This window comes from Mucilaginibacter sp. AK015 (assembly GCF_014200785.1).
In the GTDB taxonomy this organism is placed as follows: domain Bacteria; phylum Bacteroidota; class Bacteroidia; order Sphingobacteriales; family Sphingobacteriaceae; genus Mucilaginibacter.
In genome coordinates, this window is sequence record NZ_JACHCV010000002.1 from 161,208 (window position 1) to 185,834 (window position 24,627).

20 protein-coding genes and 1 pseudogene are annotated in these 24,627 nt (G+C 44.9%); 2 read left to right on the top strand and 19 right to left on the bottom strand.

Annotated elements, in window-relative coordinates:
- Positions 1-101 precede the first annotated feature (101 nt).
- From ftsZ to mraZ, 15 genes and pseudogenes are all read right to left on the bottom strand, one after another.
- Positions 102-1,709 carry a cell division protein FtsZ gene (gene ftsZ, locus HDC91_RS09880; RefSeq protein ID WP_183551466.1) on the bottom strand — a complete coding sequence of 536 codons (1,608 nt, stop codon included), beginning with the start codon at positions 1,707-1,709 and terminating at the stop codon, positions 102-104.
- 204 nt (positions 1,710-1,913) lie between these two features.
- Complete coding sequence (ftsA, locus tag HDC91_RS09885) at positions 1,914-3,263, bottom strand: cell division protein FtsA (RefSeq protein WP_183551469.1); 1,350 nt, start codon at positions 3,261-3,263, stop codon at positions 1,914-1,916.
- A 5-nt stretch (positions 3,264-3,268) separates the two neighbouring features.
- Positions 3,269-4,183: a cell division protein FtsQ/DivIB gene (locus HDC91_RS09890; RefSeq protein WP_183551472.1), complete on the bottom strand. Its 915-nt coding sequence runs from the start codon at positions 4,181-4,183 to the stop codon at positions 3,269-3,271.
- Positions 4,176-5,531: a UDP-N-acetylmuramate--L-alanine ligase gene (gene murC, locus HDC91_RS09895; protein ID WP_183551474.1), complete on the bottom strand. Its 1,356-nt coding sequence runs from the start codon at positions 5,529-5,531 to the stop codon at positions 4,176-4,178. The genes HDC91_RS09890 and murC overlap by 8 nt, the downstream gene beginning before the upstream one ends.
- A 174-nt stretch (positions 5,532-5,705) precedes the next feature.
- Complete coding sequence (gene murG, locus HDC91_RS09900; RefSeq protein WP_183551477.1) at positions 5,706-6,809, bottom strand: undecaprenyldiphospho-muramoylpentapeptide beta-N-acetylglucosaminyltransferase; 1,104 nt, start codon at positions 6,807-6,809, stop codon at positions 5,706-5,708.
- Positions 6,810-6,914: 105 nt separating this feature from the next.
- On the bottom strand, positions 6,915-8,063 hold the full coding sequence (locus HDC91_RS09905) for an FtsW/RodA/SpoVE family cell cycle protein (RefSeq protein ID WP_183551480.1): 1,149 nt from the start codon (positions 8,061-8,063) through the stop codon (positions 6,915-6,917).
- Positions 8,064-8,120: 57 nt separating this feature from the next.
- Positions 8,121-8,461: pseudogene (locus tag HDC91_RS09910) on the bottom strand (four helix bundle protein).
- A gap of 50 nt (positions 8,462-8,511) precedes the next feature.
- Entirely contained in the window at positions 8,512-9,867 is a 1,356-nt protein-coding gene (gene murD, locus HDC91_RS09915) for a UDP-N-acetylmuramoyl-L-alanine--D-glutamate ligase (protein WP_183551483.1), read from the bottom strand.
- Positions 9,868-9,944: 77 nt separating this feature from the next.
- Positions 9,945-11,186 carry a phospho-N-acetylmuramoyl-pentapeptide-transferase gene (gene mraY, locus HDC91_RS09920; protein WP_183551486.1) on the bottom strand — a complete coding sequence of 414 codons (1,242 nt, stop codon included), beginning with the start codon at positions 11,184-11,186 and terminating at the stop codon, positions 9,945-9,947.
- Between the two features lie 217 nt (positions 11,187-11,403).
- The gene (locus HDC91_RS09925) at positions 11,404-11,640 is read right to left on the bottom strand and encodes a four helix bundle protein (protein WP_221262163.1); all 237 of its coding nucleotides are present in this window, start codon (positions 11,638-11,640) and stop codon (positions 11,404-11,406) included.
- Between the two features lie 57 nt (positions 11,641-11,697).
- Positions 11,698-13,158, bottom strand: coding sequence for a UDP-N-acetylmuramoyl-L-alanyl-D-glutamate--2,6-diaminopimelate ligase (locus tag HDC91_RS09930; RefSeq protein ID WP_183551489.1), 1,461 nt, complete (start codon positions 13,156-13,158; stop codon positions 11,698-11,700).
- Positions 13,155-15,245: a penicillin-binding protein gene (locus HDC91_RS09935; RefSeq protein ID WP_183551492.1), complete on the bottom strand. Its 2,091-nt coding sequence runs from the start codon at positions 15,243-15,245 to the stop codon at positions 13,155-13,157. The genes HDC91_RS09930 and HDC91_RS09935 overlap by 4 nt, the downstream gene beginning before the upstream one ends.
- Positions 15,245-15,652 carry an FtsL-like putative cell division protein gene (locus tag HDC91_RS09940; RefSeq protein WP_162429346.1) on the bottom strand — a complete coding sequence of 136 codons (408 nt, stop codon included), beginning with the start codon at positions 15,650-15,652 and terminating at the stop codon, positions 15,245-15,247. Before HDC91_RS09940 ends, HDC91_RS09935 begins: the two co-directional genes overlap by 1 nt.
- Complete coding sequence (rsmH, locus tag HDC91_RS09945; protein ID WP_183551494.1) at positions 15,649-16,551, bottom strand: 16S rRNA (cytosine(1402)-N(4))-methyltransferase RsmH; 903 nt, start codon at positions 16,549-16,551, stop codon at positions 15,649-15,651. Before rsmH ends, HDC91_RS09940 begins: the two co-directional genes overlap by 4 nt.
- The gene (gene mraZ / locus HDC91_RS09950) at positions 16,544-17,008 is read right to left on the bottom strand and encodes a division/cell wall cluster transcriptional repressor MraZ (RefSeq protein WP_183551497.1); all 465 of its coding nucleotides are present in this window, start codon (positions 17,006-17,008) and stop codon (positions 16,544-16,546) included. Before mraZ ends, rsmH begins: the two co-directional genes overlap by 8 nt.
- A gap of 158 nt (positions 17,009-17,166) precedes the next feature.
- Here mraZ and purU point away from each other — a divergent pair, with 158 nt between their 5' ends.
- Both purU and HDC91_RS09960 read left to right on the top strand, forming a co-directional pair.
- Positions 17,167-17,991 carry a formyltetrahydrofolate deformylase gene (gene purU / locus HDC91_RS09955; protein WP_183551500.1) on the top strand — a complete coding sequence of 275 codons (825 nt, stop codon included), beginning with the start codon at positions 17,167-17,169 and terminating at the stop codon, positions 17,989-17,991.
- A 74-nt stretch (positions 17,992-18,065) separates the two neighbouring features.
- Positions 18,066-19,172: a toxin-antitoxin system YwqK family antitoxin gene (locus HDC91_RS09960; RefSeq protein ID WP_183551503.1), complete on the top strand. Its 1,107-nt coding sequence runs from the start codon at positions 18,066-18,068 to the stop codon at positions 19,170-19,172.
- A gap of 4 nt (positions 19,173-19,176) precedes the next feature.
- Here HDC91_RS09960 and HDC91_RS09965 read toward each other — a convergent pair whose 3' ends face one another.
- From HDC91_RS09965 to pgk, 4 genes are all read right to left on the bottom strand, one after another.
- Entirely contained in the window at positions 19,177-20,712 is a 1,536-nt protein-coding gene (locus tag HDC91_RS09965; protein WP_221262164.1) for a glycoside hydrolase family 32 protein, read from the bottom strand.
- A gap of 82 nt (positions 20,713-20,794) precedes the next feature.
- The gene (locus tag HDC91_RS09970) at positions 20,795-21,211 is read right to left on the bottom strand and encodes a VOC family protein (RefSeq protein WP_183551506.1); all 417 of its coding nucleotides are present in this window, start codon (positions 21,209-21,211) and stop codon (positions 20,795-20,797) included.
- A gap of 215 nt (positions 21,212-21,426) precedes the next feature.
- Complete coding sequence (locus HDC91_RS09975) at positions 21,427-23,283, bottom strand: CocE/NonD family hydrolase (RefSeq protein ID WP_183551509.1); 1,857 nt, start codon at positions 23,281-23,283, stop codon at positions 21,427-21,429.
- Between the two features lie 90 nt (positions 23,284-23,373).
- Positions 23,374-24,567, bottom strand: a complete 1,194-nt coding sequence (gene pgk, locus HDC91_RS09980) for a phosphoglycerate kinase (RefSeq protein ID WP_183551512.1) — start codon at positions 24,565-24,567, stop codon at positions 23,374-23,376.
- Positions 24,568-24,627 lie beyond the last annotated feature (60 nt).

Consider the following 24,627-nt stretch of genomic DNA (forward strand, 5'->3'; position numbering starts at 1 on the left):
AAAATAGAACCCTTAAAAAGGCTGTTTATTGCGTAACAACCTTATAACAAAAAAGCCCCTGCATTGTTGCAAGGGGCTTTTATATAATGGGTTCAGATCAATTAGTCTACGTTATCGTGTAAAAAGGAATTATTGTTCCTGATCTCGGTTTTACCGTCGCTATCAGGCAGTAAAGAGAACCTTGACACCTGGCTTTCGTCGGATGCCGGGGTTTGCTGAAGGGCAATTTCCTTACGTTTATAGGCCGGTATATTCTCCAGCTCCTGGATGTTACCGTTGCGCAGCTTCATACTCAGGTCTTTTAAACGCATAATACGCTCGCGCGATTTACGCAGCTGCTCTTCTATCGATTCGTCAGTTTTGTTTTCGTCGGCGCTAACTATTTCGGGTTCCGGTTCCGGTTCTGGCTCGGCCTGTACTTTTGCGGTAACCGGTTCAAAGTTCATTACGGTTTCGGTAACCTTAAAGGTAAATTCCGATGGGTCGTTCTCTTCGGCAGCAGGGGTTTCGTCGTTAAGGTCGTATTTTATAACCGTATCGTCAGCCGCGTCCTGTTGTTCGGCGCGCGCAAAAAGGTCAAACAAGCCGGTTTGTTTTGGCTCATCCTTCAGTTTCATATACGGCGCGGCATCCATTTCGGCATCGGTTTTAACCGGAGTGATAAATTCGTTCACCGGTTTTACCAATGGCTCATTCTCGGGCACCAGCATCGATACTATTTTTTTATTACTGTTCTCTTTCTCGCGCTCATCTTTGGTTTGGAAACCGGTTGCAATAATGGTAACCGAAAGTTTATCTCCCAAATTCTCGTCGCGGCAGTTACCCCATATCAGGTCTGCGGCCAGGCCGGCTTCTTCCTGTATATAATCGGTAATAATACTTACCTCGTCCATGGTAACTTCCTTATCACCCGAACTGATATTCAATAAAATATAACGCGCGCCCTCTATTTCGTTATCCTTCAGCAGCGGAGAAGACAGCGCACCTTCTACTGCTTTTAAGGCACGATTTTCGCCTTCGGCAGAGCAACTGCCCATGATAGATACGCCACTGTCTTTCATCACCGTGCGCACATCCTTAAAATCTACGTTGATATAGCCCGGCAGGGTGATGATCTCGGCGATGCCTTTTGCAGCTGTGGTCAAAATATCATCGGCCTGTGCAAATGCCGAACCCAGCGTTAGGTTGCCGAATATCTGGCGCAGCCTGTCGTTTGATATCACCAGGAAAGAATCTACATATTTTTTCAGCTCTTCCATACCGGCATCGGCCTGCATTTTACGGCGTTTGCCCTCAAACGAGAAAGGAGTTGTTATGATACCTACTGTAAGGATATCCAGCTCGCGGGCTGCTTTGGCAATAATAGGGCTTGCGCCTGTACCGGTGCCACCGCCCATACCCGCCGTAATAAACAGCATTTTGGTGTTTGAGCCGAGCATCTGTTTAATGTCGTCGATGTTTTCGATAGCCGAATTTTTACCCACTTCGGGTATAGAACCGGCACCCATACCTTCGGTAAGGCTCGCGCCCAACTGAACTTTGTTTGGGATAGGGCTTAACTCAAGCGCCTGGGCATCGGTGTTACAAATTATGAAATCGACACCGGTAATTCCCTGCCTGTACATATGGTTTACCGCGTTACCGCCGCCCCCGCCAACACCAATTACCTTGATGATAGACGATTTTTCCTTTAACATCTCAAACTGCATAATCCTTATTTTCAGCTATATGTATTCTGGTGAATAAATAGATTTTCTTAATGTAATAATATGACTTTTTCCACAAGCTTTTTCCACAATTGTGCACAATGTGGAAAAGTTTTAGGATGTGAATAAATAGTGAGCGGTTGCTTAAGTGAGTGGTGAATAGTTGTAGATTAATACCCATTTACCACTTAACAACTCACTACTCACTTATTTCAAAAAGTCCTCGTCTTTTATGTCGTCCTTAATAAATTTTTTGCCCGATTCAAGTATTTTGCCCAATAACCCAAACTTGCGGTCGTCGGTATATTTTGCTTTTTCGGCTTTTACAGCTGCTGCTGCCGGTACCTGCGCTACGCCGTTATATTCCATTTTCTGGATACCTTTTATCAACAGGCCTATACCTGTAGCAAAAGTTGGGCTTTGCAGTTCCTCGTAAGTACTTTTAGGCAATACCTCATTCTTGGCCAGGTGCTCGTTGGGGTAACCCACACGGCAATCCAAACCGGTAACGTATTCTATTAACTGGGTCAGGTGCTTTAATTGTGCGCCGCCGCCGGTTACTACTATACCTGCTATCAGTTTCTTTTCGTAGCCGGATGATTTGATCTCGTAGTACACGTGCTCTATAATTTCTTCCATACGCGCCTGTATCACAAACGCCAGGTTTTTCACCGAAATCTCCTTTGGCTCGCGACCGCGTAAACCAGGCACGCAAACTATTTCGTTCTCTTTATTTTCCTCTGCCAGCGCCGAACCAAACCTCACCTTAAGTTGTTCCGCTATGTTGCGCATTACCGAGCAGCCTTCACGGATATCTTCGGTTACGCTGTTACCACCAAACGGAATAACTGCTGTATGGCGGATAATGCCTTCGTGGAAGATAGCCACATCCGTGGTACCGCCACCAATATCAACCAACACCACACCCGCCTCTTTTTCCTCGTCGCTCAACACAGATTCCGACGAGGCCAAAGGTTCCAGTATAAGCTCCTGGCTTTCCAAACTGGCTTTATTAACGCACTTCACAATATTTTTAATAGCGGTTACCTGGCCCGATATGATATGAAAGTTGGCCTCGAGGCGCACACCCGCCATACCTATCGGGTCCTTTACCCCAGGTTCGTTATCTACAGTAAACTCCTGTGGCAATACATGGATGATCTCTTCGCCCGGGGGCATCACCAGGTTGTACATATCCTCAACCAGCTTATCGATATCCTTGCGGCTTATCTCCGAGCTCAGGTCCTTACGGGTGATAAGCCCCCTGTGCTGTAAACTTTTTATATGCTGACCGGCAATACCTACGTTAACTATCCTGATCTCGACGTTTGACTGTGTGCCCGCTATATCAACCGCTGTTGAAATACCTTGCACGGTTTTGTCGATATTTGATACCATACCGCGTGTTACACCGGCCGACTCGGCCTTGCCTATGCCCAATACCTCTATTTTGCCGTTCTTGCTCCTTCGGCCAACTATCGCGCAGATCTTAGTGGTTCCTATATCAAGGCCTACTACAATTGGCGAACTTTTTTCTTGTGTTGAACTTTTGTCCATATAAATTAGTTTTTAATAGATGTCTTTTTACCCGTTGTATCTTTTAAAGCAGCCGCTTTTACGCTTGCCGTATCCTGATTAAATTGCGCCTTTTTTACCGAGTCGGCCATAAACTCGCGGCGGCGCTTCAACGAATCCAGCAAGGTTTCGTTTTTTACACCCACTACCTGGTTTATGTATTTGATGTTGATCAGCTTATAAGCATCCCACCCAACCAAAGGCAAAGCCTGCTTATAAAATACCTTAAGGTTATTAAACTTTGTTGCCAGCGAGTCGGCATTGCCCAGCAAAATACGCTGGTTGCCCACGCGGGGTATCAATTCTATCTCGTGGTCCTGGTTCACATACAGCTGTTCTATCTGTGCGTCCCAAAGCGAATCCTTCCTGATAAAATCAGCTGTTTTAAATATCTCTTTTGCCAGCGCGGTGTGTAACGAATCGACCTTATTGGCAAACAGCTCGTCGATGTAACCGTTAACGGCCAGCACCCTTGCGGTAAAGTTTGGCGATAACGGCATTTTTAGCCCATGCTGATCCACATAAAAATCCTGGTCAAACCTATTCATTACCCGCAGTATGGGCTGGCGCTGGCTCACTTCAACCTGCAGGGTTCCGTCCATCTCAATAAACACCTTTGCAAACTCAACAAAGGGATTAACCTTTAATTTGTTTTCGAGCGCGTGTATATCAATATTCTCTAACCTGCGGCCAATAAGTGTTTGGCTGGTGGTTTGCAGTATATTATCTATTTCCTGCCTGTCAATAAAATACTGGTTGCCCGGGATATATACGTTTACTTTTTTACAGGTAAGTTCAGCTTTTTTAACCTCAATAAAACTCATAAGCACCACCAGGCCGGCCAGGCTTATAAGCCAGCCAAACCCAATAAGAAGCGGCTTCCATATGCGTTTTTTAAACATCCTGTAAAGCTTGTTTTAAAGGTGTAACCAATTGGTCAATATCGCCCGCACCTACAGTTAAAAGTAACGCGGGTTTTTCAGATCGCACAATTTCAATGCTCTCTTGTTTTCCACATTTGCGTTTATTCAACATTTTCATACGGCTGAGTATCATGTCGCTATCCACGCCCCCAATGGGCAACTCGCGGGCCGGGTAAATATCCAGCATCAGCAGTTCATGGGCCATATCCAGCACTTCGGCAAAGCCATCGGCAAAATCGCGCGTACGTGTAAACAGGTGCGGCTGAAAAATAACCGTTAGTTTTTTATCAGGATACAAGCGTTTTACAGATGATATGGCCGCCCTTAATTCTTCGGGGTGGTGCGCATAATCGTCAATATAGATATGGGCTGTGTTTTTTACGACATACTCAAACCTGCGCTTAACTCCTTTAAATGAACCCAGTGCCTCGTGTATGGCAGCAGGCGGTATTTCTACATGCAGTGCAGCCTCAATCGCCGCAACGGCATTTTCGATATTATGAAGCCCTGCTATACCCATTTTTATATCAGGAATGCTGGTGCTGCCATCGTTAAAATCGAAATAAAAATTGCCTTCTTCTATCCGCACATTGGTGGCCATAGCCTGCGCGTCATCGTTCATAGCATAAGTAAACCCGTTGCCCAAAGGCAGGCCTTTGTGGTAAATTAGCGTACCACCCTGTTTTAATTGCGAAGCAAACAGCTTAAACGATTCCTCGAGATGCGCATGGTCGCCGTAAATATCCAGGTGGTCGGCATCCATCGAGGTGATGATGGCTATATCAGGGTGCAGGGTAAGGAACGAACGATCATACTCGTCGGCCTCAACCACCACAATGTTATTGTCGCCATACAACACATTGGTTTGATAATTTGACGATATGCCACCCAAAAACGCTGAACAATCCTTGCCCGAATCTTTTAATATATGTGCTATCATGCACGAGGTGGTGGTTTTGCCGTGTGTGCCTGCCACAGCAATGGTATACATGCTTTGGCTGATGATACCCAACACCTGCGAACGCTTATACAATTCAAAACCCTTACGGCGGAAAAAATTTAATATTTGGGAATCTTTGGGGATAGCTGGGGTATATATAACAAGGGTATCGTTATCCAGTTCCTGGAAACTCATTGGTATCCAATCCGCCCTATCCTCAAAAACCACGCAGATGCCTTCGTTATGCAGTTCGTCCGTTAAGGGGGTATGGGTTTTATCGTAGCCGCAAACAACACAGCCTAAATGATGGAAATAGCGGGCCAGGCCGCTCATGCCTATGCCGCCTATCCCTACCAGGTAAACTCTTTTTATGTTGTTTAGTTCCATATTGGTGAGTGGTTGATTGGGTTAAGTGGTGAGTGGTTCATCTCACCTTGTAACTTATCAGCGCTATCTGTTTTTACTATTAATATTATTAACTACTCTCTATTCAATTGCTCTCCATTCAGTAATCAACTAATACAAAGTCTTCCGCCCGCATAGCAGACGGAATGACTTACTTTAATTGTTGTTTGTTATTTGGATAACCTCTTTTGCAATTACCTCGTCGGCATCGGGCAGGGCCAGCTTACCAATGTTATTGCTTAATTTCTTTTGTTTGTCATTATCATTTAAAAGCGCCAGCACTTTATCAACCAGTTTTGTTTCGGCATCCCTGTCGGCCACAAATACTGCGGCATTCTCTTCAACCAAAGCCAGGGCGTTCTTGGTTTGGTGGTCCTCGGCTACATTTGGCGATGGCACCAGTATCACAGGTTTCTTTACTACACAAAGCTCGGCTATAGTACCCGCGCCGGCTCTTGATATGATTACATCGGCAGCGGCATAAGCCAAATCCATGCGGTTTAAAAACTCTACCACGCAAATGTCCGGGTGGCGATTTGGCCCTAACTGTTCTATAATGGTTTTATAGTAGAACTTACCTGTTTGCCATATCACCTGCACATCGGCGGCAATCAATTTATCAATGCCCGCCTGTATACTGTTATTTAAAGTGCGCGCACCCAGGCTGCCACCTGTTATGAGTATTGTTTTTTTGAACGACGATAACTTAAACAGCTCAAGCGCCTGCATGTGTTTACCGGCTATATTTACCGATTCCTTACGTATAGGGTTGCCGGTTTTAATGATCTTATCGAAAGGGAAAAACTTCTCCATCCCGTCAAAAGCCACGCATATCTTTTTGGCTTTGGCCCCTAACCATTTATTGGTGATGCCTGCGTACGAATTTTGCTCCTGTATCAAGGTTGGAATGCCACGTAATGATGCCGCGTATAATAACGGCCCCGAGGCATAGCCTCCAACACCTACAGCGGCATCGGGCTTAAAATCCCTTATTATCCGGATGGCCTTGCGCACACTGTTTATCAGTTTTACCGGGAACATCAGGTTTTTTAAGATTGATTTACGCTGAATGCCCTGGATATCCAACCCAATAATTTTGTAGCCGGCCGCCGGCACTTTCTCCATTTCCATACGGCCGCTGGCACCAACAAATAATATCTCGGTAGCCGGATCAAGCTTTTTTAAAGCGTTGGCAATAGCAATAGCCGGGAAGATGTGCCCTCCAGTGCCGCCGCCGCTTATGATGATCCTTTTTGACATTTCTTTTTTAAATTCTAAATCCTAAACTTCTAAATCCTAAACTTTGAATCCCAAACTCTAAATAGCTGCATTTGAAAATCCGAAATCGAAATCCGAAATCCGAAATTATCTTGCTACGCTTATTTCTCCTACTACCACCTTCTTCGGCTCGTCTATATCGCGACTTACCGATAGTATGATACCGAACGCCACACTGGTAAATAATATGGATGTACCACCCATACTTACCAGTGGCAACGGCACCCCGGTTACCGGCCCCAGCCCTACTGCCACCGCCATATTAGCAAAGGCCTGTATGGTTAAGCTAAAGCTTAGCCCCGCGGCCAGCAGCGCACCAAATGCTTTTGGGGCTTTAGTCACAATTTTTATACACCTGTATAATAAGAACAGGTAAATACCCACTAATGCTATACCCCCTATTAAACCGTATTCTTCAACAATGGTTGCATAAATGAAATCTGAATAAGGGTGCGGTAAATAATTACGCTCGGTACTATTACCCGGCCCTTTACCCAGCACGCCGCCGGTGGCAATGGCAATTTTTGAATGGTCGGACTGGAACGATTTATCAGCAGTTGCCAGTTCGGGATGCATAAAGGCGTGTATACGCGAAACATAGGTTTGGCGGCGCGGGCCTAAAAATATAACCCCGGTAAGTAATAATGCACCTGCCAGGCAAACCACCGCTATTTGTTTAATGCTGATACGGCCTATGATCAGCAACAAAATGCTTACGCCAAACAGCATCAGTGCGGTTGAAAGGTTAGCCAGCGCTATCAATATAAATACTACACACACCGATCCCATTATAGGGATGAATGATTGCTTTACATCTTTTATATTCTCCTGCTTACGCGATAATGTGCGCGCCAGGTAAGTGATCAAAGCCAGTTTGGCCAAATCGGAAGTTTGGAAGGTTAACCCTGTACCTGGTATAGATATCCAGCGGCTGGCATCGTTAACATGGTTACCAAATACCAGCGTATACAATAGTAAAGGAATTGTTATCACCATTAGTATTTTTGAGATACCGGCGTAATAGCGGTAATCTATACGGTGCGATATATACATAAGCGCCAAACCACCAAACAGCATAGCCATATGCTTAACCAGGTAGGTTTCGTTTGCCTTCCCTTTTATATAAGCCAGCGTACCTGTCGAGCTGTACACAGCCAGCAATGATAATATAGAAAGCAGGATAACGATAAGCCATATCCAGCGGTCGCCTTTTACGTTACTGAGTATTTGATTCATATTGTTTTTAAATGTGCAGATATGCAAATGTGCAGATGTGCAGATTATTAATTTTATTTAGTGCGTTGATGATATAATTTTACCTAACACCTTTAATATTGATTGTATATCGTTATACATTGCTTCCTCAAACGGGTAACTTTCGGCATGCTTACAAAGCAATAACCAGTACTCTGTTTCCTCCGCTTCCTTGTATGCAATTTACATTTATGCCTAAAATCAATTTTACTTTGCGCCCCTTGCGCCTCTCTTACATTTGCCCCTACTGATGTTCCGCTTCTGAATAATTGGTTAGCCATGTTAAATTTCTTTTTCGATTCGAGTAATTCTGTAAACTCAATGATCTTCAAAGAAAAGTTGAAGGTTAAGTCAACTATTAAATTTGGTTTATCATTCATTAATCATTTCTTCATCTGCACATTTGCATACTCTCACATCTGCACATCATCTACAATTCCTTCACCGCGTCCTTAAACTGCCTGCCCCTGTCTTCATAATTTTTAAACAGATCAAAACTTGCGCAGGCAGGTGATAACAATACGGTATCGCCTTTTTCAGCCAGATGATAGGCAACCTGCGCTGCTTCCTGGGCCGATGAGGTATTTACAATAACTTCAACATCCTCTTCAAATGCATCGTGAATGCGTTTATTATCTTTACCCAAACATACTATGGCCTTTACTTTTTGCTTAACCAGTTGCTTAAGCATGCTATAATCGTTGCCCTTGTCAACGCCGCCTAAGATCAAAACAACATCGGTTGTCATGCTCTCGAGCGCGTACCAGGTGGAATTTACATTGGTAGCTTTTGAATCATTAATAAAGCTGATGCCCGATATTTTACCAACCGACTCCAACCTGTGCTCAATGTTCCGGAAGTTGCCCATACTCTCCCGCATTGTTTCGTTGCGTAGCTCAAGCACTTTGGCTACGATACCCGAAGCCATAGAATTGTAGATGTTGTGCTTTCCCTGCAGGGCCAGTTCGTTTATTGACATTTGAAAATGTTGTTGGTGTACGTTTATAATTAGGTTATCCTTATCGAGATATGCTCCCGTTGTAATCTTTTTTTGTATCGAGAATGGCAGTTGCTGCGCCGCTATCTCTTTGCCTTGCATCACCTTTATTGTTTCGGCATCATCCGCGCAATAAATAAAATGGTCGGCGCCGGTTTGGTTCTGCGTTATCCTGAATTTTGATGCGGCGTAGTTTTCAAGTTTGTATTCGTACCGGTCAAGATGGTCAGGCGTAATGTTTAACAACACCGCTATATCCGCCTTAAATCGGTACATGTTATCCAGCATAAAGCTGCTTATCTCCAGCACGTAGTAGTCAAACTTTTCGGTAGCCACCTGGTAGGCAAAGCTTTTGCCAATATTACCTGCCAGCCCTACGTTAAGTCCGCCGTTTTTAAGGATATGATAGGTAAGGCTGGCGGTTGTTGTTTTGCCGTTTGAGCCTGTTATACATATCATTTTTGCATTGGTGTACCGCCCGGCAAACTCTATTTCGGATATCACCGGAATATTGTTCTCTGCCAGCTTTTTCACTATCGGCGCCTTATCGGGTATACCCGGGCTTTTCACCACTTCGACGGCCTTCAATATCTCGGCTTCGGTGTGGCCGTTTTCTTCAAATTTTATGTTCCAGTCCTGCAGCTGCTGTTTGTAATGATCTGCAACCGGCCCAAAATCAGATACAAATACATCGTACCCCTGCTGTAAGGCCAGGTATGCCGCCCCAACACCGCTTTCGCCGGCGCCAAGAATGGCCATTTTGGTATTTGTTCTCGTTTTGTTGTCCATAGTCGATGGTCGATAGACCATAGTTTAACCTTATATTTTATTACCGTGGGACATTAACTATGGCCCATGGACTTCTTTTACCTTAGTTTCAACGTAATCACCGTTATTATTGCCAAAAAGATGCAAATGATCCAAAAGCGGGTTACGATCTTCGATTCATGAAAACCTTTTTTCTGGTAATGGTGGTGCAGCGGCGCCATCAGGAAGATCCTACGGCCTTCACCATACTTGCGTTTGGTAAACTTAAACCAGCCCACCTGCATTATAACCGACAGGTTTTCAACCAAAAAAACACCGCAAAGCACCGGCACCAATAATTCTTTCCGGATCACAATGGCAAACACCGCTATGATACCCCCTATTGCCAAACTGCCTGTATCGCCCATAAAAACCTGCGCCGGGTACGAGTTGTACCATAAAAAGCCTACGCACGCCCCCACAAAAGCACCCGCGAATATTACCAGCTCGGCCGAATTGGGTATATACATGATGTTGAGGTATTCGGCTATCAGCGTGTTACTGGATACGTATGCCAGTATGGCTAACGTTAAGCCAATGATAGCCGATGTACCCGTAGCCAAACCGTCGATGCCGTCGGTAATGTTGGCGCCGTTTGATACCGCGGTAATGATCACGATCACAAAAAGCATAAATACCAGCAAAGCATAATGCTCGTAACCGGGCCCAAGAAATTTCAACACCTTACCGTAATCAAACTCGTTGTTTTTATAGAAAGGCATGGTGGTTTTGGTCGATTTGATGTCTTGCGTCAGCACCTGCTTATCGCCCCGCATATGAAAAGCTACCGGCACGTCGTATGTTATAGGCAGCTTTACTTCCTGGCGCATGGTAATACTCGTGTTAAAGTACATCGTCCAGCCAATAAAAATAGCTAACCCAACCTGGCCGGTAATTTTAAACTTACCTGCTAACCCTTCCTTATTCTTTTTAAATACCTTAATATAATCGTCTAAAAAGCCGATAGCACCCAGCCAAACAGTAGTAACCAGCATCATGATGATGTAGATGTTATCAATTTTAGCGAACAGCAGCGTAGGGATAAGGATACCCAAAATAATAATGATACCACCCATTGTAGGCGTACCCGATTTTTGCATCTGCCCCTCTAAACCCAGGTTACGCACCGTTTCGCCAACCTGTTTAAAGCGCAGATAATCAATAAGCCTGCGGCCATAAACCGTTGTTACCAATAACGATACAATTACCGCCATAGCCATCCGGAAGGTAATGTACTGCATCACACCTATCCCGGGGATACTGTAATTCTTACTTAGGTAGGTAAACAGGTAATATAACATTGGCTTTCAAATGTGCAGATGTGCAGATTTTAGATGTGCAGATGAAGAGGTCAATCCAGATGTGCAATTTAAAATGGGCAGATTTGCGGTTATGTTTTAATTATCGTTGTTGTTTAATTTGTTGATGAAATTATTCTTCCTAAAACTTTTATAATCGATTGTATACTGTCGAACATTGATTGTTCGAATGGATAACTTTCTGCTTTTTCGCATAGTTTTAACAGTATCGCGTTTCTTCTGCTTCCTTATAAGCTATTTTACATTTATGTTTAAAATCGTCCTTGCTCTGCGCCCCCTGCGCTTCGCATATATTAGCACCTATTGATGTTCCGCTTCTAAAAAGTTGATTTGCCATGTTAAACTTTCTTTGTGTTTCCAGTTTTTCTGTGAAGCGTATTATTTGCAAAGAAAACTCAAAGGTCAAGTCCACTATTAAATTTGGTCTGTCACTCATTCGGTATTATTTTTTTCATTTGAGATCTGCACATCTGAAATCTGCACGTCTGCACATTTACTTCATCATTTTAAATTGCTCCAACAATTCTTCCATATCATCAAAATGGTTTTTAACGCCATTTATCTCCTGGTACTTTTCGTGGCCTTTGCCAGCAAGCAGAATGATGTCTCCGGGCTGCGCCAACATGCAGGCCGTTTTAATCGCCTCGCGCCTGTCAACAATACTTACGGTATGACGCTTAAAAGCCGGATCGATACCTTCCTCCATATCTTTGATGATCTGCGCCGGGTCTTCCGTACGCGGATTATCTGATGTAAGGATAACCTTGTCGCTCGATTCGGTTGCTACCTTGGCCATAACCGGCCGCTTGGTCTTATCCCTGTCGCCGCCGCAGCCGATAACCGTAATTACTTTTTCGCTTCCCTTGCGTATGTCATGAATGGTGCTTAACACATTCTGCACCGCATCGGGCGTGTGGGCATAATCAACAATACCAATAACCTTGTTAGGGGCTACTATATATTCAAACCTGCCTTCGGCACCGGTTAATTTGCTCAGGCTTACCAGCACCTTGGATTTATCTTGTTCTAAAAGCAGGGCTGCCGAGTAAACCGCCAACAGGTTGTAGGCATTGAATGTACCTACCAGTTTAAACCATACTTCTTCGTTATCGATGTTTAATAACAAGCCGCCAAATTGGTTCTCGATAATGCGGGCCTTGTAATCGGCCATGCTTTTTAGTCCGTACGTTTTTTTGTGTGCCGATGTATTTTGCAGCATTACATTACCATTTTTATCGTCGCTATTGGTAAGGGCGAACGCGCTTTTTGGCAGATGATCAAAAAATGCCTTTTTAGCCTTCAGGTAGCTATCGAATGTTTTATGATAATCTAAATGATCGTGTGTAAGGTTTGAGAATATACCGCCCGAAAACACCAGCCCGTCTATACGGTGCTGCGCAATAGCGTGCGAACTTACTTCCATAAAGCAGTAGTCGCAACCCTCATTAACCATATCGGCGAGCAATTTATTCAGCGCTACCGGATCAGGCGTGGTATGGGTTGACGGGATAATGCGCCCGTTCACCTGGTTTTCAACAGTGGAGAGCAGCCCGCATTTGTAACCCATATCGCGGAACAGCTTGTAAAGCAGGGTAGCAATAGTGGTTTTGCCATTGGTACCGGTTACCCCAACCAGCTTAAGATTTGATGACGGGTTTTCGTAAAAGTTGGCGGCAAGTGTCGCCAGTGCTTTAGCCGAGTCGGCAACCATTAAAAAGTCAACCTCGGCCGCTGTATGAGCTGGCAGTTCTTCGCAAATTATAGCTATAGCGCCGTCTTTTATTGCCTGGTCAATATAGTCGTGCCCATCTACCGCGGTACCTTTAACGGCTACAAACATGCAGCCCGGCACTACCTGGCGCGAGTCGAACACAACGGCCGAGATCTCCACATCGGCACTTCCCTGCAGTTCGGTAAATGCCACTCCTTCTAATATGTCGCTCAAATATCTCATTGCAGTTCTATTGTTATTTTTGACCCCTTTGGAATTACGCTTCCCCCCGTTACCGATTGCGCAGTAACTGATCCGCTGCCCTTTACCGCCACTTTATATCCTGCATTGCCTAACGCGTAAAGTGCATCGCTCAGGCCCATGCCTGTTACATTGGGCACTGTGCCGGTTTTGTATTTATTTTCTTCAAAAGCAATGCCGCTGCTGGTATCAACTCCGTTTAGATTGGCCGAAGCATATAGTGGTTTTATACCAAGCTTACTGTAAACCTTTTTTAACGCTTTTATATTACCCTGCTTAAATTTGGGCAGGGTGGTGTTTCCTATTAAATGCGCCGGCGTTTGGTTCACTTCCATATCGCCCGCGTAGATACGGTCGGCTATTTCTCTGAAAACCGGACCCGACACTAATGCACCATAATAAGCACCCTTAGGATCATTGATAACCACTATCATAGAATATTTAGGCTTATCCGCCGGAAAATAACCTACAAACGATGCCTGATACTGGCTTTTTACCTTATATCCCCTGTTTCCGTCTGCAACCTGGGCCGTGCCGGTTTTACCGGCAATTTTGTACTCGGGGTTATAAACTACCTGCTTACCGCTGCCTTCGGTTACCACACCTTCAAGCATGCTTTTTATTTTACTCAGCGTTTCGTCCGAACATATTTTTTCGTTTACCACACGCGCCTTGAACTGTTCAATCGGGTTGCCCAGTCTCCTGATCTCACGTACAAAAATGGGGGCTATGTATTTACCATTGTTTGCTACAGCGTTGTAAAACGAAAGCATTTTTAAAGGCGTTAGCTGCATTTCGTACCCATAAGCCATTTGCGGCAGGGTCATATTCTTGTTCCAGCTGCGGTTGCCTGGATTTTTCACCACCGGCTGTGCCTCACCCGGAATTTGCAGCTTCATTTTCTCATTTAAATGCCAGGCATATAAATGGTCGGTAAATTTTGACTGATTGTTACCGTAGTGCGTATTGATCAGTTTGGCGATGGCAGCATTAGACGACTCTTCAAAGGCCTTTTTTACCGTTACTGTTTCAATTTTCGGGTGCGAGTCGGTTATAAGCTTACCTGGTATCTGGTAATAACCTGTGCCTATCATGGTGTTGGTATCAACCAGTTTATCTTCCAGCAGGGCCATGTATGATGCCAGCTTGAATGTAGAGCCGGGGTCCTGGTTACCTGCTATAGCATAGTTAAATTTTTCTTTATAAACCCCTTCTTCTACTTTAGAAAAATTGGCTATAGCCCTTACTTCGCCGGTGGCAACTTCCATTACAATCACAACGCCATGATCTGCCTTACTTTTAATAAGTTGCTTTTCAAGGGCGCTTTGTGCCAGGTCCTGCATGTTTACATCAATGGTAGATATAATATCCGCTCCCTCTTTTGGCGCTATTTCGTTATCGTCGTTAACAGGCATCCACACACCGCCCGCCATGCGCCGTTCTAAACGCTTGCCGCTTTCGCCGTTAATGTATTCGGCATACGCCCCTTCAAGGCCTACCCCATTTTTAACATTCTCGTTTTTATAACCTATGGTACGCGCTGCTAAAAAGCGGAAAGGCCTGATACGTTTGTTTTGCTGCACAATTATCAGCCCGCCCTTGTATTTGCCCATATTAAAAATTGGGAACTTACGGATCTCTTTTAACTCGCTGTAAGTAACTTTACGCCTTACCAACTGGTAGCGCGAGCTGTCCTTACGCGCATCCCGAAACATCCTTGAATAATCGCGGGCCGATCTGTCGCCAAAAAAGGCCGACAATTTCATGGCCAGCGAATCTATTTTAAGATTAAATACTTTATCATTCTCTATACCACCGGCCAGCATATCCATTCGCAGTTCATACTCGGGCACCGATGTAGCCAGCAGGCTACCATCGACCGAAAAAATGTTCCCCCGGGCCGCTTCAATGTTTCTGTAACGGGTAGACATGGTTTTTGACATCGCCTGCCACTTTTTACCTTGTATAAACTGCACACGGCAAAGCTGGAACACTACCGCTGCTGCAAACAGCAAGATTAACCCAAAAGCCAGGTAAACCCTTAACAGTATGTTTGTTCTGATACTCATTACTGCGCGTCCTCCTTCACGGTTATTTTTTGTGGCGGCTCCGTAGGTTCTCTTATACCCAGGGTATCGGCACGTTTGGCAACCTCGGTTAAAGTGCTTTTAAAGGCCAGGTCGGCTTTACTGCTTTTATATTCCCAGCTCAGCTCTTTAACTTCTTTGCTTATCTTATCAATATCGCGTATGTTGTTTTCAGATACATGCCTGTTACCAATATACAGCATGCCCAAAAACGCCACATATAATACAAATGGCAGTGCACGGGTAGCATCGTCAGTTGTTATTACCCCGTTTTTTAAGAACTGCGTTAAAAAGTTATCGGGAATTTCCTTTGCAGGCTTTTCTTCCACAATAAGCTTTTGTTCTTCTAATTCTTCCTCCTGAATTTCTGTACGTAAACGATTGGTCATTTTTTTACAGCTATTCTTAATTTGGCACTGCGTGCCCTGTTATTGCTTAATATCTCTTCTTCGGTAGCTACAATTGCACCGCGGCTAACCGCGTCAAAAGGCCGGTTATTGTTGCCATAAAGGTCTTTCTCAACCTCGCCGCTGAACTTGCCTTTAGCAATAAAATTTTTCACCAGCCTGTCTTCAAGTGAGTGATATGACATCACCACCAGCCTGCCGCCGGTTGCCAATACTTCAGCGGATTGTATCAGGAAATCTTTCAAAGCTTCCAGTTCCTGGTTCACCTCTATCCTCAGCGCCTGAAAAACCTGCGCCAGGTATTTATTCTCTTTACCCCGCGGAGTAATATTGCTTATCGCATTTTTCAGGTCGGCAACAGTAATTATGGGGCCGTTAAGCCTCGCGGTTACAATAGTTTTAGCCAGCGATTTGGCGTTTTGAACTTCGCCATACATGCCAAAAATGCGGTGCAGGTCAGCTTCGCTATAGTTGTTCACTACTTCTTTAGCGCTAAGATCAGATGCCTGGTTCATGCGCATATCCAGCTCGGCATCAAAGCGTATCGAAAACCCGCGGTCGGCCTGGTCAAACTGATATGACGATACACCCAGATCAGCCAGTATACCATCAACCGGAATGGCATCGTGCAGCCTCGTGAAATTTTTGAGGTACCTGAAGTTTTGATCGATAAAGGTGAAGCGCTCGTCGTCTATCAAATTTTGCTGCGCATCGGCATCCTGGTCAAACGCCAGCAATCGCCCGCCCGCGCCTAAATGCTTCATGATCTCGCGCGAGTGGCCGCCGCCCCCAAAGGTTACGTCAACATAGGTACCATCGGGCTTTATATTCAATGCCTCGATGCATTCGGCAAGCATTACAGGGGTATGATAATTACTCATCGCGCCCCCTTCCTTTATTGCCCATAACCTCTTCGGCCAGGTCAGCAAAATTCTCGGGCTCGTTGCTTATCATTTCAAGATGGGCCTTTTTATCCCAAACCTCAACCTTATTTAATAAGCAGGTAAGCACAACCTCGCCGGTAATGCCTGCATAATCCAGCAGGTGCTTTGGCAAGTTTACCCTGCCGGCAGCATCCGGCTGTAAAACCGTTGCGCCACCGGTAAAATATCTTACAAACTTGATACTTTTCCTGTCGTATTCGTTAAGTTTGCTCAGTTCGCCAAGCTTTATGTCCCATTCCTTTTTAGTGTAAATAACAAGATAGTTCTCAAGGCCGCGATTGATCACAAGACCTTCATTGTCAGCTTCCGGGAGCTGCTTCTTAAGGTCCGCAGGGATCATCATCCGCCCTTTGGTATCCAGTTTACAATTAAATTCTCCGGTTAAATAGGACATTCTACAAGGTCAACAACATTTGTAACGTAAAAGTATATTACTTTTACCACTTTTTACCACTTTTTACCACCAAAAAGTTTTCAACACTTTTGGTGCCTTCGCGGCTATGTTATGTTGCGAATAATTATAGCTTTGAAACTGTATTTACACGCCAAAACATGATCATCGTTATCCAATGCACCGACCGTGTAGGCCTGGTTGCGGCTATATCGGGCCTGCTTGCTCAAAAACAGTTTAATATTACCAGCATGCATGAGCATGTAGACAATACCGCCAACCTGTTTTTTATGCGGCTTGAAGTAGACAAAACAGATAATGCTGAAGGACTTGAAGAAGACCTGTGCCAAATTTTACCTCACGGCGCGATAGTTAAAATAAACCCCTTGCCCGAAAAAAAGATCATTGTACTGGTTACTAAAGAATATCATTGCCTTGCAGACATTTTGGTGCGTAATTATTTTAAAACATTGGGCGCCAGCGTACAATGTGTAATTGGCAATCATGATACCCTGCAGGATATCTGCCGGCGGTTCGAGGTGCCGTTTTACCATTTACCCGCAAACGGGGATAAAGAATTGTTTGAGCAAAAGCTGCTTAACACAATCGGGAAATATGAATATGACTACCTGGTGCTGGCCAAATTTATGCGGATACTCTCGCACCAATTTGTAAGCCGTTTCCCCATGCAGATCATCAATATCCATCACTCGTTTTTGCCGGCCTTTGCAGGGGCCAGCCCCTACCGGCAGGCTTACGAACGGGGAGTTAAGCTAATAGGCGCAACGGCGCATTATGTAACCGATGAACTGGACGAAGGCCCCATCATCGCGCAGCAAATTATCCCTGCCAATCACTCGCTTGCCGTATCTGATATGGTAAAGGCTGGGAAGGAAATAGAAACTGCCGTTTTAGCCAAAGCATTAAAGCTGGTATTTGACGACAGGGTTTTTGTGTATAAGAACAAAACTGTGGTGCTGGAGTAAGCCTTGTAACAATATTTTAAACAATTGGCATTAATTGGTAAATATTTGTAATTTACAGGTACCAAACCGCCGCAATGAGATCATTTCTAATCACCTTTTTCACAGCATTTTGCGCATGTGCCGCATTGGCACAACAAGTTACGCCTCCGGTTCAAAGAAGCATCCGGTTTGATTTTATCAGCGGTGACAGCACCCGCCTTAGCTTTAACGAGGACTTTAACCTGATTGAAGATAGCTGCAGCCAGGTTTACCGCTATGCGCATGTGAATATTCAGACCAGGAGATATACCGGACCATTCAGAGACGTAAGTAAGGCCGATGCCAACCTGCTGATCACCCAGGGCACATACACGCCCGAAGGCCTTAAGGAAGGGCCATTTACTATCAATTATTTAAATGGTACGCTGCAGGCAAAGGGCAATTTTAAGAACGGGCTTTTTGACGGGAGATGGGAGGTTTTTTATGATAACGGCAAACCCAAAATAACTTTTGAGGCGGATGGCAAAGACATTAAAATTATTGATGAATGGGATGCCAAAGGTAACAGGACCGTAAACAACGGCAACGGAACCTACCGGGCAGATATGGGCTTTATCTATTGGAAAGGAAAGCTGCTTAATGGCAAACCTGAGGGAAAGTGGAAATCCAAAAAAACATCGGACGACAGCGACCTTACAACCGAGGTTTATAAAAATGGCGTTTTTCAAGGGGGCAGTACCTCCGTTTCGGAGTATCATGATGCGTCCAGAATGGTGTTGATCTCCCCGGATATATTCCCTTTTACAAATGCCGAAAAACTCCAAATATCCTTAACGCCATGCAATGGCGTAAAGCCCGGGTCAGTTGTTAATGCTTCGTATATAGGAGGAACCGCATCTTTTAATGACCATATCGCAGAGCTAACAAACGCCTTTATAAAAAACGGCAATCTTTGGTCAATAAGCGGGCAGATAACATTAGATGGTGAAGTAAACGAACGAGGCGCTATTTTTAAGTTAAAAAACCGCGATCCGGGTTATTCAGATCTTGCACAGGCATTAATTTCCAAGCTACGCTCGCTGCCCAATTTACAGCCCGCTACAGTTAACGGAAAACCTGTTAAACAGGGTTTTACTATAACCTACACTTTTCAAACCGGGTCGTATAGGTATAGCTATCGCTTCTTACCAATCCGGCCATAAGCTATTATTGCCAAATAGACCGGAGCGGCTGGATCTGTAAATGTTCAATCTCCATACCGTTGTTAACGATGCTTAAACGGGTATATGGCTTCTTAGGGAAATAAATGGAGGTAAGGTTGCTTAACCCGCCATCGGCAAATAATTCTACAGACGACGCATCTACCAGCAGCTCAAAATTTGAGGTAGGTGATAATGATACCCGCGGGGCGTAGAGTACAGCCGCGAAATTTTGGCTAAAGCCGCTTTGGCCGGCTTTGGTTCGATCGATATAATAGCGGCTGTTTTTGGCTTCATAGCCTATAACCAGTTTCTCGCCCGAACCGTTAGATAAAATAACCGAATAATCTTTTACGGCCCGGGTATTAAATTTTAGCCGGTATTGTGCAGGCGTTTGTTTGATAACCGAAAAGATATTGTTGTCTTTTGCCAGCAGGCCTGCGTCGACCTTAATGGTTTTGGTAACTATTTTCTTCAATTCCTCAACCGGGTTAGAGGCAAGCCAGATATCGCCGGCCATAAGCTTTAAAGAAAGCTGTCGCGGTATGGTCATAGCATTGCGCCACTTCAGGGTTGGCACCTGGTTGGCATACAGCCAATTGCTCATCCAACCCAAAAACACTTTGCGTGCGCCTGTATTGCCAAAGGTTACGCCCGCGTAATTGTCGGGCCCGAAATCTATCCACTTGGTTTGGCTGCCTATCGGCGTGAATTTCCCCCCGTCGAAATGACCCACAAAGTATTGCGTAGCCGAACCTTTATTTGGCCCGCCCGGGTTAATGCTAACCAGTAGCACCCAATATTCTTTACCATTTAGTTTAAGCGATATCAGATCGGGGCACTCCCAAACGCCGCCGTGCGCGCCAAGCATCTGGCCAAATTCGCTTTCTTTTTTCCACTTCTTTAAATCAGGCGATGAATAAAAGGTAATTCTGTCTTTAGTGGCAAGTGTCATTATCCACTTATTACCGGGGGCATACCAGCAAACTTTCGGATCCCGAAAATCTCTGATACCCGGATTTTTGAGCACCGGGTTGCCCTTATACTTTATCCAGGTAAGGCCTTCATCTAAGCTATATGCAAGGCTTTGATTTTGAAATTTAGCCGAACCAGCTTTCTCGCCTTTCGGGTCGTGATGGGTAAATATGGCAACTATAGCAGGCTTATCTTTAGTGCCCAACCCGGATGTATTATCTTTATCTATAACCGCGCTGCCGCTAAATATATAGCCCAGCTTATCAGGATATAATGCAATAGGCAACTGTTCCCAGTGGATCAGATCTTTACTCACGGCGTGGCCCCAGTGCATTGGCCCCCAAACCGTTGCTTTTGGGTAATACTGAAAAAACAAGTGATATGTACCTTTATAATATACCAGGCCGTTTGGGTCGTTCGTCCAGTGTTCTTTAGGCGAAAAATGCACTTGTGGACGATAGGGCTCATGGTAAGGCGTTATTTGTGCCTTTTGTGCAAACGATGCAAACCCCGCTAAAATACAGCAACTCAATAATAATCCGTTCTTTGCCATAAATTTCATGATCATCTACAGGTTTTTAGATTAATTACGCCAATTGGCAATAAGTTGTGAATTATTTTTCGAATAACGGGCATTAAATACTTACCCACTAAAGGATCTGGTTAAATTCCAGCCGTTCGCCGTCGGGGCCGGTTATGTTAAAATAACGGCAGCCCTTGCTCCAAAACTGCAACAATACAGGTTCCGGTTCAATAATATTGAACCCGGTACGTTTTATCTCGGCAAAAGCCTCGTCAATATTCTCTACATTAAAAGCTATATGGTCTATATGTCCGTTCTTACGATTTCGCACCTCCTGTAGCTGAGGCTCGGGTAACTGGTATAACTCTAAGAGCATTTCGCCGCGCCGCATCATTACGCATGTACCCGGCCGGCCACCATCCATAAAGCCGGCCAGCATGGCCTTGGTAAAGCCCAGCCGTTCATAAAACGTTTGCGAATCGCCGATGTTGGTTACCGGGATGCCGATGTGCTGTATGGCGGTGATATTGATGTGCGGTTTCATTAGTATAAAAATAAGTAAATGCAATATGCATATCCAAAAAAATGACACAACAATAAGCTATGTAAATAGTTTGTATTTGATGTTTTCACAGAATGATACTAAAATAACAACAGCGTTAGCTACCAACCTTGTTCGGTTAGGTGTTCACGTTCGCCGCACGTGAACACCGTGAACACTCATCAACACCTGATAATCAAACAATTATATATTCTACCTTACAACACCCTCACCTTCAAATAACTTGGGTGCGCCTTTGATGTATACACCTTATGCGTCGCTTTTTTAAAATCGGTATCCTTAGCCTTCATGATATCCTGAAACTGCTGCGTGTTCCTGTCGATAAGCGGGAACCAGGTGCTTTGTATCTGCACCATAATTCGGTGTCCTTTTTTAAAGGTGTGCAGAACATCCTGCAGTTCGAAGTTTACCGGGGTTACTTTGCCTGGCACAAACGGCTCGGGTTTGCTAAAGCTGTTGCGGTATTTGCCCCGCATAGCCTCGCTGCGTACCATTTGCTCGTAGCCTGCCATTTGCACATCCTTACCTGTAAATTTACCCGCTGTGGCGGTATCAGGGTAAACATCCAGCACTTTTACCACCCAGTCGGCATCGGTGCCGGTGGTGCTCACCTTCAGGTTTGCCCAAATGTTGCCGGCAATGGTAATATCTTTATCAAGCACTTCGGTTTTATATGTTAACACGTCGGGGCGTTTTTCGGCAAAACGCTGGTCGGCAGTCATGTACTCGCGCTTCATATCAAAGTCAATACCATCAATAAAAGGTACCGGGTTCATTGGGTCTGATACAAACTCTTTAAAATCATCTTTAGTGTTTACAGGCGCCGTAAACGATAGCTTACCGCCCGACAGCAGGTATAGGTTTTTCTCCTGCGCCTCAGCAGGTGGCCAGGTTTTGTAGGTTTTCCATTCGTTTACGCCGGTTTCAAAGGTGTTCACCTTTGCTATATCCAGCGGGGTGCCCTTCAGGTAATGACTAAAAAACGCGAATTCTATCTTCTCCCTGTAAAACGGACCGGTTGGCCCGCCGAAGCCAACATCGCCCAGGTGGTCGCCGTTGCCGCGCGCCCATCCGCCATGCACCCACGGGCCCATAGCAAAGTAAACGGGCGTGGTTGGGTTCTTTTTGGCTAATACCTTATAAGTGTTGATAGCGCCGTATAAGTCTTCGGCATCGTACCAGCCGCCGGTAACCAGTACTGCGGTCTTAATATCGTGCAGGTGGGGTAGCACGTTACGGTCTTTCCAGTGCTGGTCATAGTCAGGGTGGTCCATCATCTCGTTCCACAGGCGGATGGTATCTTTATAATATTTTACGTTGGAGTTGCGCATGCTGCCCATATCCAAAAAGAATTTGTAACCATCTTCGGTACCCGGGTTAAAACTCTTTGCGCGGCGTTGGGTTGGTTTATCATCCTGCCTATTGGTAAAGCCGGGGTAAAAACCAAAGTTGGCAACCAGCATAAACGCGCCGTTATGGAAAGCGTCATCGCGGTACAGATCGGCGATGGGCGCCTGCGGCGACGCGGCAACCAGCGCCGGGTGGCGGCTCAATAAAGCAGTTGTGGTGTAAAAACCGGGGTAAGATATCCCCCATACCCCTACCTTACCGTTGTTATTCGGCAGGTTTTTAAGCAACCAGTCTATGGTATCATACGTATCGGTGCCTTCATCAACATCCTTATTGGTTTTGTGTACTTCCAGCTCGGGGGTCATCTCCTCGTAAATGCCCTCGCTCATCCAGCGGCCGCGCACGTCCTGGTAAACAAATATATAACCATCGTGTGTAAACTGGCTTGATGGGCCAAGGCTGCCTTTATATTTATCGGCCCCGTATGGTGCAACACTATAGCAGGTGCGGTCCACCATGATGGGGTATTTTTTGGTTTGATCTTTTGGTACGTATACCGATGTGAACAGCTTTTTACCATCGCGCATAGGCACTTGGTATTCAAACTTGGTATAATTCTCTTTAATGTAGGCGGCATCGCTTTGCGCGAAAGAGTTGAAAGCCAAAAGGATAAAGCAGAAGGCTATAAGTATGTTTTTCTTCATGATGCTATGTTGATGGATTAAAAGTAATGAATTAAACAAAAAAAGCCTTCCGAAATCCGGAAGGCTCCTTATAATATTTACGTTACAATATTAGTCTTCGTTTATCGCTTTAACGCCCGGCAGTTCCTTACCTTCCATATACTCCAGCAAAGCGCCACCGCCTGTTGATACGTAGCTAACATCAGCTGTCATATCAAACTTGGCTACCGCAGCAGCCGAATCGCCGCCGCCTATTAATGAAAAAGCGCCATTTTCTGTAGCTTTGGCCACCGCTTCGGCAATGGCTTTGGTGCCTACCAAAAATTTCTCCATCTCAAAAACACCCATCGGACCGTTCCAAAGGATGGTTTTTGATTCTTCAACCACCTTGCTGAATAGTTCAACCGTTTCGAGGCCGATATCAAGTCCCATCCAGTTGTCGGGGATCTGGCCTGTTTTGGCAACATCAGTATTGGCATCGTTAGAAAAAGCATCGGCAATTACGTTATCAACCGGCAGCAGCAGGTTAACGCCTTTTTCTTTTGCTTTTTGCTTCAGGCTCAAAGCAAGGTCAAGCTTATCGGCCTCAACCAGCGATGTACCTATGGTACCACCATCGGCTTTAGCAAAGGTATAGGCCATACCCCCGCCAATGATCAGGTTATCCACCTTATCCAGCAGCTTTTCAATCAATTCTATTTTGTCAGAAACTTTAGACCCGCCCATGATAGCCGTAAATGGCTTAGGGGCATCGTTCAGTATTTTTTCGGCGTTGTTTAATTCAGCAGCCATCAGGTAACCAAAAAATTTGGCTTCGGGGAAAAACTGCGCAATTACGGCGGTTGAGGCATGGGCGCGGTGAGCTGTGCCAAAGGCATCGTTTACATATACATCGCCCAATTTTGAAAGTTTTTCGGCAAAATCCTTATCACCTTTTTCTTCCTCTTTATAAAAACGCAGGTTTTCTAATAAAAGCACTTCGCCTTTTTCAAGGTTTTTGGCTTTTTCTACAGCTTGTTCGCCAATGCAATCGTCGGCAAAATCTACGTGCTGGCCCAGCAGGTCGGCCAGGTGAGGTACTATATGTTTTAAGCTAAATTCTTCGGTAGGACCGTTTTTAGGGCGGCCTAAGTGCGACATCAGGATAACGGCACCACCATCTTTTAATATCTTTTTAATGGTTGGTAACGCGGCGGTCATACGGTTATCATCGGTAATGTTATAGTCTTTATCCAAAGGCACATTAAAATCTACACGGATAAGCGCTCTTTTACCGTTAAAACTGATCTGATCTATTGTCTTCATATTTGATGTTATAATTTTTACGAACGGGGCAATTTGTCGAAATTTATCTTAAAACCCAAC

Bases quoted from the DNA above. Each gene is read 5' to 3' on its own strand.
- HDC91_RS09975 (WP_183551509.1), bottom strand. From the start codon at position 23,283: ATGAAGAAAAACATACTTATAGCCTTCTGCTTTATCCTTTTGGCTTTC.
- mraZ (WP_183551497.1), bottom strand. From the start codon at position 17,008: ATGTCCTATTTAACCGGAGAATTTAATTGTAAACTGGATACCAAAGGG.
- HDC91_RS09935 (WP_183551492.1), bottom strand. From the start codon at position 15,245: ATGAGTATCAGAACAAACATACTGTTAAGGGTTTACCTGGCTTTTGGG.
- ftsA (WP_183551469.1), bottom strand. From the start codon at position 3,263: ATGGACAAAAGTTCAACACAAGAAAAAAGTTCGCCAATTGTAGTAGGC.
- HDC91_RS09890 (WP_183551472.1), bottom strand. From the start codon at position 4,183: ATGTTTAAAAAACGCATATGGAAGCCGCTTCTTATTGGGTTTGGCTGG.
- pgk (WP_183551512.1), bottom strand. From the start codon at position 24,567: ATGAAGACAATAGATCAGATCAGTTTTAACGGTAAAAGAGCGCTTATC.
- HDC91_RS09905 (WP_183551480.1), bottom strand. From the start codon at position 8,063: ATGAATCAAATACTCAGTAACGTAAAAGGCGACCGCTGGATATGGCTT.
- HDC91_RS09960 (WP_183551503.1), top strand. From the start codon at position 18,066: ATGAGATCATTTCTAATCACCTTTTTCACAGCATTTTGCGCATGTGCC.
- HDC91_RS09965 (WP_221262164.1), bottom strand. From the start codon at position 20,712: ATGATCATGAAATTTATGGCAAAGAACGGATTATTATTGAGTTGCTGT.
- murD (WP_183551483.1), bottom strand. From the start codon at position 9,867: ATGGACAACAAAACGAGAACAAATACCAAAATGGCCATTCTTGGCGCC.
- HDC91_RS09925 (WP_221262163.1), bottom strand. From the start codon at position 11,640: ATGAGTGACAGACCAAATTTAATAGTGGACTTGACCTTTGAGTTTTCT.
- murC (WP_183551474.1), bottom strand. From the start codon at position 5,531: ATGGAACTAAACAACATAAAAAGAGTTTACCTGGTAGGGATAGGCGGC.
- mraY (WP_183551486.1), bottom strand. From the start codon at position 11,186: ATGTTATATTACCTGTTTACCTACCTAAGTAAGAATTACAGTATCCCC.
- ftsZ (WP_183551466.1), bottom strand. From the start codon at position 1,709: ATGCAGTTTGAGATGTTAAAGGAAAAATCGTCTATCATCAAGGTAATT.
- murG (WP_183551477.1), bottom strand. From the start codon at position 6,809: ATGTCAAAAAGGATCATCATAAGCGGCGGCGGCACTGGAGGGCACATC.
- rsmH (WP_183551494.1), bottom strand. From the start codon at position 16,551: ATGAGTAATTATCATACCCCTGTAATGCTTGCCGAATGCATCGAGGCA.
- purU (WP_183551500.1), top strand. From the start codon at position 17,167: ATGATCATCGTTATCCAATGCACCGACCGTGTAGGCCTGGTTGCGGCT.
- HDC91_RS09940 (WP_162429346.1), bottom strand. From the start codon at position 15,652: ATGACCAATCGTTTACGTACAGAAATTCAGGAGGAAGAATTAGAAGAA.
- HDC91_RS09970 (WP_183551506.1), bottom strand. From the start codon at position 21,211: ATGAAACCGCACATCAATATCACCGCCATACAGCACATCGGCATCCCG.
- HDC91_RS09930 (WP_183551489.1), bottom strand. From the start codon at position 13,158: ATGAGATATTTGAGCGACATATTAGAAGGAGTGGCATTTACCGAACTG.